This is a genomic window from Neisseria sp. HMSC074B07 (assembly GCF_001810355.1).
Classification (GTDB): domain Bacteria; phylum Pseudomonadota; class Gammaproteobacteria; order Burkholderiales; family Neisseriaceae; genus Neisseria.
The window spans coordinates 1-11444 of the sequence record NZ_KV800973.1 but is presented as its reverse complement, the minus strand read 5'-3'; the positions used below and the strand labels follow the sequence as shown (position 1 = coordinate 11444).

Here is an 11444-nt window from a genome sequence, read left to right as displayed (position 1 = left end):
TTGCGATTCGCGAAGGTGGCCGTACCGTAGGTGCGGGTGTGGTTTCTTCTATCATCGCTTAATTGAAGGATATCGATAAATGGCAAACCAAAAAATCCGTATCCGCCTGAAAGCTTATGATTACAGCCTGATCGACCGTTCTGCTCAAGAAATCGTTGAAACTGCAAAACGTACCGGTGCCGTTGTAAAAGGTCCGATTCCGTTGCCGACTAAAATCGAGCGTTTCAACATTCTGCGTTCTCCACACGTGAACAAAACTTCTCGTGAACAATTGGAAATCCGCACCCACTTGCGCCTGATGGACATCGTGGACTGGACTGACAAAACTACCGACGCACTGATGAAACTGGACTTGCCGGCCGGTGTTGATGTAGAAATTAAAGTTCAATAATCGTTGCTTTTGATAGAAAGCCGAATGGTTTATCCGTTCGGCTTTTTATTTTTTAACCCATTGAAGCATTTATGGTGGATTCAAATAGAAATAGGGCATTCTGTTGATTGGTATTTTGCACAATCGAGACTTCATGGATGGAATTGAGTTTTTGAATTTTATTAGGTCTTGCTTACTGTTAAAGATCGATATGTGCATCATTGGAAATCGGTTTATATTTGTATGGGGAGCCGGTGTTCCGGTGTTAGATAAATAATTCTTTGAACACTTTCCGTGGGTAAAGCCTACGCGACGTTTTCTCCCTTTATTCAGGACAAAGGTCGGGTGCAGCAGGTCAAAGAAACCATGTTGAGGTCGTCTGAAAACAGATGGTTGGCGAAATTCATTTGAGCTTTTGTGAAACCTATATTGAAGTACGGCAAATTTTGATGGGTTATTGCGATTCGGCCAACTCTTGTCCAAAGGATGCAATAAGTTGGTGGTAAATTTGATAAGCTGATAAACGGTTGCGATTTTGGTATTTTTCATCCTCTTTTGCGGGGAAGAGGAATAGGGAAAATACGGAAATAGTGGAAATATAGTGGCTTAACTTTAAACCAGTACGGCGTTGCCTTGCCTTGCTGTACTGTCTGTACTGTGCGGCTTCGTCGGCCTTGTCCTGATTTAAAGTTAATCCACTATAAAATGAAATGGCTTTGCAGCAAGTTTATTGATACAAAAAGGTCGTCTGAAATCCGATTTTCGTTTTCAGACGACTTTTTGAGCAAATGATGGCGTTATTTTGGCTCTTGCGGCACATAACCTTGAACGGCATCTGCGCCGTCGCCGAAGAAATACTGCTCCATTTGTTGTGCCAGATATTCGCGTGCGCGCGGGTCGGCGAGGCTTAAACGGTTTTCGTTAATCAGCATGGTTTGGTGGCGTGTCCACGCATTCCAAGCTTCTTGGGATACATTTTCAAAAATACGCTTGCCCAATTCGTTGGGCAGCGGTGGGAATTTCATACCTTCGGCTTCTTTGCCGAGTTTGACGCAGTGAACCATACGGGTCATGGCGGTTTTCCTTAAAAACGGGGTTTCAGACGAGGCCTATTTTAACGTATCGGCTGACGTTCGGAAAGGCAGGGCGGTTGCCTACCACATTGCTTTTCTGCGCAAAGGTTCGTTGTGGTCGCCTTTGACCAGCTCCCAAATGGTCAGCCCCATTTGGGGTCCGAGAAGTACATCTTGCGTCCGAATTCCTTCTCCTTCGGGGAAGATCTCGCCTTTATTGAAATGGCGGGTTTCACCGTCAAAGCTGGTGATTTTCCACATACCCGAAATCGGAACAGGCTCTTCCTCAACACCGATGATTTCCTGCGGCACTTGGGTGTAGATTTTCTTCCCGTCTTTTTCTTCCACTTCCCAGCCGTCCCATCTCCTTGACCAATAATACATCTGTTCGCGGGTAATGCCGCCCATGTTTTCACGCGGATATTTTTCGCGTATCGGTTCTAAAGCTCGGTTTAGCGCAATGTAGTCCAAGGGTAAATCTTCGCGGATATCTCCTGTTTCGGGCAGGCTACCGATTTTGAAAATCTTGATGCCTGCGATGTCGCGCAGAGTAATATTGGGATGATTTGCCAAAACAGGCTCTATCCTGCCTGCCGGTAGCTGTCCGTAAAGTTCCCTGCCGACCAGTGTGTACCAACTGATACTGCGGATATTATAGTCATAAAAGTCTGCCAAATAATCGGTCGTGACCGGAATCAGCCCTAAATTCTCGCGGCAAACCCCGTATTCATACGGCGCACCGTCGTGATAATTATGCGGTGGAATCGCTGCCAGTCCGATATAGCCGTGGAAAACATCCAGCTTCTCTGAAATCTTACCGACAAATTCATCCAGCTTTGCCAAATCTTGGGGAGAAGACAAAATTTCTAGTGGCAGATTAAAAAGTAGGGTGCCTCTTGATATATCTGGATCGTTTGCAAAGTAGGCGGCAAAAGAGGTGATATTGAAATAATAGGATGCACTGGTATTTGCATGCTCGCTTTGCATTCCCCAATCAACCTCGGAAGCATTTTCGGTTCTTTCATCCAGCCAACGGTACACTTTATCCCGTTCTTTAAGGTACGACTTTTCACTCAACTTGATCTCGCGCATCCGACCGCTTCTGTTCCGTGTACCTGTTCCTATCTCATGGCTGGCTATTGTTAGCTTGTTTTTTCCCCATTCGTAATAGAAATCCATCAAACCGGTTAAGGCATCGGCGACATTATCACGGGTATTGAAATAGACCACGCCGCGTATGCCCAGTTGCAACAGGGTAAAGCCATGTTCGTTGTAGCGTTTGGTGCGGTCGGCGGTGTAGCGGATGGCGGCGAGTTGTTTTTCGATGTCGCTCATGGAATGTCCTTATGGTGATATGACAGACGTCGTCTGAAGGAGTGTAGCGTTTTCAGACGACCTTTACCGTCAAACAGGATTATTCGGCAGGAATATTGGTTGAACGGAATAATGCGGCAAGGGGTGGGGTCGTCTGAAAACCGTGCCCGGCTTTGCAGCATAACCAGCCCGCCTGTCGCTCGACCTTTCGCTTAGGCTTCAAACGTACCCAGCCAAATCCGCCAGCTCTCGTCGGTATCGGCGCAGACGGTCAGGGTTTCGCCGTTTTCGATGCTTTGGAACGAGAGGCTGCGGGCGTGGAGCATGAGGCGGGTGGTGCCGAGGTGGGCGGCGGTGGCGTGGTTTTGACGCAGGTCGCCGTAGTTGGTGTCGCCGACGATGGGGTGGAAGATGTGTTTCATGTGGCGGCGCAGTTGGTGTTTGCGGCCTGTGTGCGGGATGAGTTCCGCCCACGAGTAGCGCGAGGTCGGGTAGCGGGCGGCGGATTGGAAGGGCAATTCGGTGCGCGCAAGGCAGCAGTATTGGGTTTGGGCTTCTTGGAGGGTGGCTTCGGTTTGGGATTCGGCGATTTTGTCGGGCTGATATTTGAGCGGGTAGTCGATGAGTCCGTCGTCGGGCAAATATCCGCGCACGATTGCCCAGTAGGTTTTGCGTGTGGTTTTTTGTTCGAACTGCTGCGTCAGCAGGCGGGCGGCTTCGGGGTCGAGGGCAAACAGGAGGACGCCGGATGTGGGGCGGTCGAGGCGGTGGGCGGGATAGACGTGTTGTCCGATTTGGTCGCGCAGGGTCTGCATGACGAATTGTGTTTCGTGGCGGTCGAGCCAGCTTCGGTGGACGAGCATTCCGGCGGGTTTGTTGACGGCGATGGTGCGGCTGTCGCGGTAGAGGATTTCGAGCATGGCAGGATATGGGCGGAAATGGGGGATTGTAACGCAAGCGGTCACGGCTGCGACGGCAATCTTGTCTCTTTTGCGCGGGATGGCGGGCTGAAACGCATGATTCGGTTCAAATAAGGAACACTTGCCGTCATTCCTGCCTGCGTTTTCAGACGACCCCGGGTTCTGTCGGTTACAATGTGGGGATTCAACAAGATGAAGGAAAAACCGTGAGCCTGCTCAAAAAACTGCCCAAGCCTATGCTGACCGATGAGGCGCGCCGCGAGATTCAGGCGCGGGAGTCGTATCATGTTTTGAAGATTATTTCGGAATTTGTTGAGGCGGGCGAGGAGCTGCGGGCGATTCAGCCTGCGGTCAGCATTTACGGCAGCGCGCGCACGCCGGAAAACCATCCCGATTATGAATTCACGCTGCGTCTGGCACGCAAGCTCTCGGATGCGGGTTTTTCCGTCATTTCGGGCGGCGGGCCGGGGATTATGGAAGCGGCGAACAAGGGCGCGTTTGCGGGCGCAAGCCCGGCGGTGGGGCTGAATATCGTGTTGCCCCACGAACAAAAAGCCAATCCGTATCAGGATTTGTCCATCAAATTCCAACATTTCTTCCCGCGCAAGGTGATGTTTGTGAAACACGCGGTCGCGTATGTCGTCATGCCCGGCGGCTTCGGCACGCTGGACGAACTGTTTGAAAGCCTGACGCTGGTGCAGACGGGTAAAACACCCGACCGTCCGATTATCTTGGTGGGCAAGGATTTCTGGTCGGGTTTATTGGACTGGATACGCAAGGAGCTGCTCGGGCGCGGGCTGATTTCGGAAGCCGATATGGATTTAATCCGACTGATCGACGGCGAAGACGAAATCATTGAAGAAATCTTCGCACACTACGAAAACCGTTTGGAAGATTTTTCCGAAGGCGTCAACGCGTGGTCGCTCGGATTGTGATGGGCTGGGAGGTCGTCTGAAAACCGTTTGAATCTTGCGGGTTGAGTTGAAATCAAGACAAGGCGGCAACGTCGTATCGGTTCAAGTGAACCCGATATAGAATCGTTTCAGACGACCCCTGCCTATTTCGGTACAATACCTTTTCGCCGCAAGACAGCCACGCCGCCGCGAACATTCCCTTTATCCAATCCACCCGACCCAACCGCTCATGACCGATACCGCCCAAATCATTACCAGCTACGGCCGCCGCTACATCGTGCGCACGCCCGACGGCAAAACCTACGAAGCCAGCACGCGCAAAAAGCGGGTGGATTTCGCCTGCGGCGACCGCGTGCATATCCAAAACATCAACGCCGAACAAGCCGTCATCGAAGACTACCTACCACGCGAAAGCCTACTCTACCGCCAAGACGCATGGAAAACCAAGCTCATCGCCGCGAATGTTACCCAGCTCCTTATCGTGACCGCCGCCGTTCCCTCGCCCAGCGAAGCCCTGTTGCAACGCGCGCTCCTAGCCGCCGAAGCCGCCGGCATCCAAGCCGTCATCATTCTGAACAAAGCCGACCTGCCCGAAACCGCCCTCTGGCGCGAAAAACTCAAATTCTACGAAACGCTCGGTTATCCCGTCATCGAAACCCGCGCGCTGGAAAACGCCGACATCCTGCGCCCCGTCCTGCAAGGGCATACCAACATCCTGCTCGGACAAAGCGGCATGGGCAAATCCACCCTGACCAACGCCCTCTTAGGCAACCAAACCGCCCGCACCGGCGACATCTCCACCGCGCTCGATTCCGGCAAACACACCACGACCCACGCCCAGCTTTACGATTTAAACGAAGAAACCCAGTTAATCGACTCCCCCGGTTTGCAAGAATTCGGGCTGCACCACCTCCAAGCCGCCGACCTGCTGCAATACTTCCCCGACCTGAACCACCTCGTCGGACAATGCCGCTTCCACAACTGCACCCACCGCGCCGAACCCGGCTGCGCCGTCAAAGCCGCCGCCGAAGCAGGCGAAGCCAAGCCCGGACGCATCGAATTTTTGCAACGGATAACGGATGAGTTGTTGAGATAGGGATAGGCGGTTGGTCTCGGTGAACTAAAAAAGGTCGTCTGAAAACTTGAGGGGTGCAGTTCAGTTTTCAGACGACCTTTTTTATCGGGAGGAGGGTTTGGGATGGAGAAGCGATTGATTTATTCGATACGGAGACTTTCTCCAAACAGGTTTGCTTAGTCCGATGTTCGGCAGCACGCTGTAACGCTTCGGGAAAAGTGTAGCGTGGGCTCTGCCCACGAAATCTGTTAATCGGTTTCCGAATCAGACCACAAACCGACTCGTTTTTTTCGTGGGCAAAGCCCACACTACTTTGTGAGCTAAAAAAGGTCGTCTGAAAACTTGAGGGGTAGGTTTTCAGACGACCTTTTTATCGTGGGGGTGGATTGGGGATGGAGAAGCGATTGACTCATTCTATACAGGGCTTTTCTGAATAGGTACGCGCTTAGCTCGATGGTTGGTAGCACGCCGTAACGCTTCGGGAAAAGTGTAGCGTGGGTTTTGCCCACGAGACCTGCCAATCGGTTTCTAAGTCTGATCATAAACCGAGTTTTTCGCGGGCGAAGCCCACGCTACGGGTTGGCTGTCTGCATCGTTAGAGGGCTTGTGCTTTGCATTAAACCTTTCCTGTCCAATCAAATGTTTCCAAGAAATCAGGTAGCTCGGAGAGGTTGTCGAGTATGGCAAGATGCGGGGCGGTGTTCAACATGGCGGCGGAGTGCGCGCCTGTGGTGAGGGCGACGGCAGGGGCTTTGGCGTTTGCAGCCATTTCCAAGTCGTGGGTCGTATCGCCGACAACCAAAGTTTCCTGCGGCGTCAGCCCCAGTTCGTCGCATAGCTTGAAAATCATGTCGGGCGCAGGTTTGGAGGCTTGTTCGCTGGCGCAGGTTGTCGCCATCCAAAAATCGGCTGTACCGGTTTGCGCGATAGAGCGGTCGAGTCCTATCCTGCCTTTGCCCGTGGCGACGGCGAGCCAGTAGCCTTGGTTTTGCAGGGTGTGCAGGCAGGGCAGGGCTTCGGGGAAGAGCGTCATGTTGTGGTTGTTGGGATTGAGATAGTGTGCGGCGTAGGTTTCCGCCAATTCTTCGCGCATGTGTTCGCCGGCATGCGGGGCGAGGCGGCGGATGATTTCGGGCAGGCTGTAACCGATGAGGGCGCGGACGGCATCGTCATCGGGGATGGGCATGCCGCAGTCGGCAAAACTTTGTTGGAAGGTGCGGATAATCGGGCGCGTCGTGTCTGCCAGCGTTCCGTCCCAGTCGAAGATAATCAGTTTAGGTTTCATCGTGCGCTTTCTTTCAGACTACCTTTGGGCAAGATATAGTGGCTTAACTTTAAACCAGTACGGCGTTGCCTTGCCTTGCTGTACTATCTGTACTGTCTGCGGCTTCGTTGCCTTGTCCTGATTTAAATTTAATCCACTATAGAAAAATCATAGCAGAAAAACGGATGTCTGCCTGCTTACAGATTGATGCAAACTTTAAAAATCATGCCTGAATTCAAACGCTAAGGGCGGATGAATTTGGGCAAAGGGGTCGTCTGAAAAGTTTCAGACGATCCCTTTTTATGGGTTTTCTTATTGAAGAACATGAAGGAGGGCGGTGTCCCGATTTTCTGCTTTCCGGCTTATCTTTTCATTTTGTGAAAAATGATGGGCTGCTCCGGCGCGCGGGTCAGTTGGCGCGGCAGCGTCAACATTGCCAATATCCAAACGCTCAATGCGTAAAGAAATATCCCGCCTTGCCGCATGCCGCCCAATGCCGCGCTGCCCAGTAAAGATTCCAAGATAATCACGACCAAAGCCGCCGCACACGCCGCCGCGCCGCTTAAAAACAGGGCGTAGCGGAAATGGCGGCGCATCATTTTTTTGTAGGCGAGTTTGGTCAGTCCGCCCGCGATAATCAGGTTGAAAAAGCCGAATACGCCGCAGATAAACCAAACGATGGCGTCATTCCAGCCCGCTACTTGCCGCAACTGCCCGTCTTGGAAGGTCAGCAGCAGCCCGGAATGGCGGAACAGCCCGACTGTGATGATTTCGTGCAGCAGCAATGCCAGAGGCAGGGTCAGGAAAATCAGGGCAATCAGCAGCGGGCGGTAGGGTTTTTCTTGGGTGAGGTACATGATGGATAGGGAAGGGGTGGATATGGTGCGGGAAATGTTTGGAACGCTGTCGGCATACCTTAATTCAGTATCTGCCGCACTTGTTTCAAAACCTGCCAGGCCTTTGCTTTGAGCTGCGGTTGGCGCAGCAGGCGGGCAGGGTGGGGAAGGATGAAGCGGGGCGTGTCGCCGCAGAGGGTGTCTATCAATGGGGCAAGTTCGGGTTTTTCAAAGATTTGCCCCACCAATAAAACAGCCTTCGCCTGTGTATCGGCAAGCTCTCGGGCAAGCTGTGGCAGCTCGGCTTGGATTTGTTCGTCAGTAGGATGCGGACTGAAAACCGGCGCCGCTTTGACCCAACTGGTTTTGTATGCCTGCTGCGGCAACAGGCGGATGGCGGCAAGCATATTGTCGAGCAGGACGCCAACCGCGCCGTGAAAGAGCTGTCCGTGCAGACTGTCTTCGGTTGCGGGGCAGATGCTGATGATGATGACTTCGGAAGGGCGCGCTTCGGTTTGCAGGCGCGGGAGGTCGTCTGAAACGGTTGCAGTGGCGGCTTTGGTGGTATCTTCGGGCGCGGAATGTGTCCGTGCAGACGGAGCAGGCGCGTCAACCGGCGCAGCAGTTGGTGGGGTGGGAGGCGTTGCCGCTGCTGGGGCGGTTTTTTCGTGTTGAACCGCCGCCATCGCCGCCATACGGGCATGATGTGCCGATGCGGAAATCGTGCGGACGGCTTCGGCAACTTGGGCGGCGGCAGGTTTTTGCGGCTGGGCAACGGGTGCATCACCTGCGGGCGGGATGACTTTGGCGTTACGGTTCAGCCACATCGGGCCTAAGCCTAATGCCTGATGCAAGTGGAGATAGCGGCTGCTTAACATGGTTTTTCCATTAATACGGCGTCTTCATGCCCGCCTTCGGGCAGGGAATAGTAATGTTTGCGGATGCCGACCGCGGTAAAGCCGTATTTGAAATACAGCGATTGGGCGGCGGCATTGCTGGCGCGGACTTCCAACAACAAGCGCGTGATACCGGCGGTTTGGGCGTGGCGGAACCAATGCTCCAATAGTGCGGCGGCAATGCCTTGTCGGCGGTATTCGGGGGCGGTGGCAATCAAATGCAGCTCGGATTCATCCAATATATCCTGCCAAACGATAAAGCCGCTGATGACGCCGTCGGTCTCGCAGACCCATAGTTTATCCGTACTCTGCGCCAATGCGGAGGCGAATTGTTTTACCGACCAAGGCGACGGGTTGCTGACCGCATCAATGGCGGCAAGGGCAGGGCAGTCGTCTGAAAAAGCGGGGCGGATATTCATGCCTGCGCTTTCCGTTCTGCCTGCTCTTTGGCAGTCAGGGCGACTTTGTTGCGGACATAAAGCAATTCGGCGTGTGCCGCATCGGACGCGGGATAACGCCCGCTCAGTGCCAGCCTGAGATAGTCGGAAGCGGCAGGCATTTGCGGCGTACCGGCAAAGGGCGGCGCATCGCTCAGGGCAAACGCGTTGCCTATGCCGCCGGTAAACGTACAGCCTTCGGGTTCGACAATTTCAGTCGCTTTGCCGACCTGATAATCGCCAAGCCGCCGGTGCACTCCAGTGTTGAACCATGCGTAAAACACCTCGCCCATACGCGCGTCGGTCGCCGCCAGTACGCAGCTTTGTTCGGGCAGTAGATACGCCGCTGCATCCAGACAGGGGATGCCGATGAGGGGCGTATCAAACGGCGTCGCCAAACCTTGCGCCACACCTGTTCCGATACGCAAACCGGTAAACGCGCCGGGACCTTGTGCATAAACGATGACGCCCAAATCCGCCGCCGCAATACCGGTTTGTTCAAACAAAACACGAATCTGCGGCAGGATCAAATCGGATTGCTTCGTGCCGACGTTTTCATGAAACGAAACAATCTGCCCGTCGGTTTGCAACGCGAGGGACAGGTAGGAAGTGCTGGTGTCGATGGCAAGGACAGGTCGTCTGAAATCGGCTTGCATGGCGTGTTCTTCAAGATAAAAATTTCAGGATGGATTATAGCATTGTCGTCTTGATTCATGCCCGATAGGGTTTTCAGACGACCTCGATAACGTTTCAACACTTTAGAAAAGACTGTCTCGAAACTGGGGTAGGGCAGGCAAGCCGCTACCAAACTGATTCCCCAACTCAGGTCAGCCTTGCGCAGAATGGTCAAATTGTTCCCAACAGGATTGACGACAATCGACTGGCGGCTTTAAAATGAATCTAAGAATCGTTATTGTTTTTACATCATCAGGAGAAAATTCATGGCAAAAAAAGTCAGCATTTTAGTAGGTAGCCTGCGTAAAGGCTCGTTCGCCCGCAAAGTGGCGCAAAACGTCATCCCCATGTTCCCCGAAGGCTACGATGCCCAAATCGTCGAAATCGGCCATTTGCCGCTCTACAATTTCGACTACGACGACCCCGCCGAAACCGACTTCCCCACGCCCGAAAGCTACACCGCCTTCCGCGAAACCATCAAAGCCTCCGACGGCGTATTGTTCGTCACCTCCGAAAACAACCGCACCATCCCCGCCTGCCTGAAAAACGCAGTAGACATCGGCTCCAAACCCAACGCCGACGTCGCATGGAAAAACACGCCCGCAGGCATCATCAGCCATTCCGTCGGCAAAATGGGCGGTTACAGTTCGCAAAAAAACCTGCGCCTTGCCTTGTCCTACTTCAATATGCCGCTGACCGGACAGCCCGAAGTCTTCCTCGGCAACTCCCCCACCTTGTTTGACGATAACGGCAAACTCATCGAATCCGCGCGCAGCTTCGTTCAAGGCTACATCGACCAACTCGTCGCCCTCATCGAGAAGAACCTCAAATAAAACCAGCAGAAAAACTGCCGGACTTTAGAAAATAGCTGATTTTCTAAACATCAAAGGTTTAATGCAGAAAGGTCGTCTGAAATCTAAGGTTTCAGACGACCTTTCTTTTAAATCAATAGCATCAGAGAAAACACACATCAAAGCTCGTCTGAAAGAAGCAAACCCAACGGGTCTGCAACCATTCAGACGACCCATCAGCCGGTTATCCCATTCGCTTTACCCATTACATCGTTCAAGCTACTATACGAACCACGTTGTCATTTAAAAATGCGCCGCACTGAGCATTGCGGCGGGCAAAAAGGAAAAAAATGAAAAAATTATTTAGGTTTTTAGGCTTGGTAGGTTTAGTCGCCGCTCTTCCGGTTTTATCGATCTATGCCTCTTCGGGAAAAGAAATCTTCAATCAAAAGGATGATTTTTTGTGGATACCGATAAGGAACGCTCGTTTGCATTTATGCTAAGCAACTATTCTGACCAAGGTGTAATGATAACTTATCACAAGGCTGGAGAGACATGGACTTTAAACGATATAGGGCCTTATTCAGAGGAAGGGGGAGGACAATGTTACGTTTCCATCCCTTGCTGGCATGAGGGAATGACGCTGCCACTGACTTTGATGATAAGCACGGATACAAATGAATTTGAAGAGTGTAACGTTAATGTGAAGGTAGATAAATTTACCGATGAAGACAACGGATTATTGCAGTTTCACATTTTGCCGGATTATTCAGTGCGTGTATTATAGTCAATTAAAATCAAAATAGGACAGTAGCGCATCGTCAAATCGGGCGTAATCAGACAAAACGGTTCGCAGATACCGCTTAATATTCGCCCACA

Annotated in this window: 13 protein-coding genes and 3 pseudogenes; 5 read left to right on the top strand and 11 right to left on the bottom strand. The window is 52.3% G+C overall.

The window, feature by feature from the left end; genetic code table 11:
- The first annotated feature begins 79 nt into the window (after window positions 1-79).
- On the top strand, window positions 80-391 hold the full coding sequence (gene rpsJ / locus HMPREF2726_RS10710) for a 30S ribosomal protein S10 (protein WP_002642322.1): 312 nt from the start codon (window positions 80-82) through the stop codon (window positions 389-391).
- A gap of 575 nt (window positions 392-966) precedes the next feature.
- Here the strand turns inward: rpsJ and HMPREF2726_RS14750 are convergent.
- The 4 genes and pseudogenes from HMPREF2726_RS14750 to truC form a co-directional block, all read right to left on the bottom strand.
- Window positions 967-1079, bottom strand: a pseudogene (locus HMPREF2726_RS14750) (IS5/IS1182 family transposase); the annotation flags it as partial.
- Window positions 1080-1167: 88 nt separating this feature from the next.
- Window positions 1168-1443: an oxidative damage protection protein gene (locus HMPREF2726_RS10705; protein ID WP_003762149.1), complete on the bottom strand. Its 276-nt coding sequence runs from the start codon at window positions 1441-1443 to the stop codon at window positions 1168-1170.
- Between the two features lie 81 nt (window positions 1444-1524).
- On the bottom strand, window positions 1525-2778 hold the full coding sequence (locus HMPREF2726_RS10700) for a type VI immunity family protein (protein WP_070603360.1): 1254 nt from the start codon (window positions 2776-2778) through the stop codon (window positions 1525-1527).
- A gap of 191 nt (window positions 2779-2969) precedes the next feature.
- Entirely contained in the window at window positions 2970-3677 is a 708-nt protein-coding gene (gene truC, locus HMPREF2726_RS10695) for a tRNA pseudouridine(65) synthase TruC (RefSeq protein ID WP_070603358.1), read from the bottom strand.
- Between the two features lie 206 nt (window positions 3678-3883).
- On the opposite strand from truC, the gene HMPREF2726_RS10690 reads away from it, so the two are divergent.
- Together HMPREF2726_RS10690 and rsgA are read left to right on the top strand one after the other, a co-directional pair.
- Window positions 3884-4612 (top strand): LOG family protein, encoded by a 729-nt coding sequence (locus HMPREF2726_RS10690; protein WP_039404238.1) that lies wholly within the window; start codon window positions 3884-3886, stop codon window positions 4610-4612.
- A gap of 208 nt (window positions 4613-4820) precedes the next feature.
- Complete coding sequence (gene rsgA, locus HMPREF2726_RS10685; RefSeq protein WP_070603356.1) at window positions 4821-5687, top strand: ribosome small subunit-dependent GTPase A; 867 nt, start codon at window positions 4821-4823, stop codon at window positions 5685-5687.
- Window positions 5688-6282: 595 nt separating this feature from the next.
- On the opposite strand, the gene HMPREF2726_RS10680 is transcribed toward rsgA, so the two are convergent.
- From HMPREF2726_RS10680 to tsaB, 6 genes and pseudogenes are all read right to left on the bottom strand, one after another.
- Window positions 6283-6951, bottom strand: coding sequence for an HAD-IA family hydrolase (locus tag HMPREF2726_RS10680; protein WP_070603354.1), 669 nt, complete (start codon window positions 6949-6951; stop codon window positions 6283-6285).
- A 21-nt stretch (window positions 6952-6972) separates the two neighbouring features.
- Window positions 6973-7092: pseudogene (locus tag HMPREF2726_RS14500) on the bottom strand (IS5/IS1182 family transposase); the annotation flags it as partial.
- 200 nt (window positions 7093-7292) lie between these two features.
- Entirely contained in the window at window positions 7293-7787 is a 495-nt protein-coding gene (locus tag HMPREF2726_RS10675) for a hypothetical protein (protein ID WP_070603353.1), read from the bottom strand.
- Window positions 7788-7846: 59 nt separating this feature from the next.
- Window positions 7847-8644, bottom strand: coding sequence for a uracil-DNA glycosylase family protein (locus tag HMPREF2726_RS10670; protein WP_070603351.1), 798 nt, complete (start codon window positions 8642-8644; stop codon window positions 7847-7849).
- A complete protein-coding gene (gene rimI / locus HMPREF2726_RS10665; RefSeq protein WP_070603348.1) occupies window positions 8638-9081 on the bottom strand; it encodes a ribosomal protein S18-alanine N-acetyltransferase in 444 nt (147 codons plus the stop codon). The genes HMPREF2726_RS10670 and rimI overlap by 7 nt, the downstream gene beginning before the upstream one ends.
- Window positions 9078-9755 carry a tRNA (adenosine(37)-N6)-threonylcarbamoyltransferase complex dimerization subunit type 1 TsaB gene (gene tsaB / locus HMPREF2726_RS10660; RefSeq protein ID WP_070603347.1) on the bottom strand — a complete coding sequence of 226 codons (678 nt, stop codon included), beginning with the start codon at window positions 9753-9755 and terminating at the stop codon, window positions 9078-9080. The genes rimI and tsaB overlap by 4 nt, the downstream gene beginning before the upstream one ends.
- Before the next feature lie 285 nt (window positions 9756-10040).
- On the opposite strand from tsaB, the gene HMPREF2726_RS10655 reads away from it, so the two are divergent.
- Together HMPREF2726_RS10655 and HMPREF2726_RS10650 are read left to right on the top strand one after the other, a co-directional pair.
- Window positions 10041-10607, top strand: a complete 567-nt coding sequence (locus tag HMPREF2726_RS10655; protein WP_070603345.1) for an NADPH-dependent FMN reductase — start codon at window positions 10041-10043, stop codon at window positions 10605-10607.
- Between the two features lie 421 nt (window positions 10608-11028).
- On the top strand, window positions 11029-11352 hold the full coding sequence (locus tag HMPREF2726_RS10650; RefSeq protein ID WP_009312713.1) for a DUF3304 domain-containing protein: 324 nt from the start codon (window positions 11029-11031) through the stop codon (window positions 11350-11352).
- On the opposite strand, the pseudogene HMPREF2726_RS14825 reads toward HMPREF2726_RS10650, so the two are convergent.
- Window positions 11353-11444 (bottom strand): annotated as a pseudogene (locus tag HMPREF2726_RS14825) (IS630 family transposase); the annotation flags it as partial.

What these genes read in the sequence shown, in the direction of transcription:
- rpsJ (WP_002642322.1), top strand. Translation starts at nt 80, where the DNA reads ATGGCAAACCAAAAAATCCGTATCCGCCTGAAAGCTTATGATTACAGC.
- HMPREF2726_RS10705 (WP_003762149.1), bottom strand. Translation starts at nt 1,443, where the DNA reads ATGACCCGTATGGTTCACTGCGTCAAACTCGGCAAAGAAGCCGAAGGT.
- HMPREF2726_RS10700 (WP_070603360.1), bottom strand. Translation starts at nt 2,778, where the DNA reads ATGAGCGACATCGAAAAACAACTCGCCGCCATCCGCTACACCGCCGAC.
- truC (WP_070603358.1), bottom strand. Translation starts at nt 3,677, where the DNA reads ATGCTCGAAATCCTCTACCGCGACAGCCGCACCATCGCCGTCAACAAA.
- rsgA (WP_070603356.1), top strand. Translation starts at nt 4,821, where the DNA reads ATGACCGATACCGCCCAAATCATTACCAGCTACGGCCGCCGCTACATC.
- HMPREF2726_RS10680 (WP_070603354.1), bottom strand. Translation starts at nt 6,951, where the DNA reads ATGAAACCTAAACTGATTATCTTCGACTGGGACGGAACGCTGGCAGAC.
- HMPREF2726_RS10675 (WP_070603353.1), bottom strand. Translation starts at nt 7,787, where the DNA reads ATGTACCTCACCCAAGAAAAACCCTACCGCCCGCTGCTGATTGCCCTG.
- HMPREF2726_RS10670 (WP_070603351.1), bottom strand. Translation starts at nt 8,644, where the DNA reads ATGTTAAGCAGCCGCTATCTCCACTTGCATCAGGCATTAGGCTTAGGC.
- rimI (WP_070603348.1), bottom strand. Translation starts at nt 9,081, where the DNA reads ATGAATATCCGCCCCGCTTTTTCAGACGACTGCCCTGCCCTTGCCGCC.
- tsaB (WP_070603347.1), bottom strand. Translation starts at nt 9,755, where the DNA reads ATGCAAGCCGATTTCAGACGACCTGTCCTTGCCATCGACACCAGCACT.
- HMPREF2726_RS10655 (WP_070603345.1), top strand. Translation starts at nt 10,041, where the DNA reads ATGGCAAAAAAAGTCAGCATTTTAGTAGGTAGCCTGCGTAAAGGCTCG.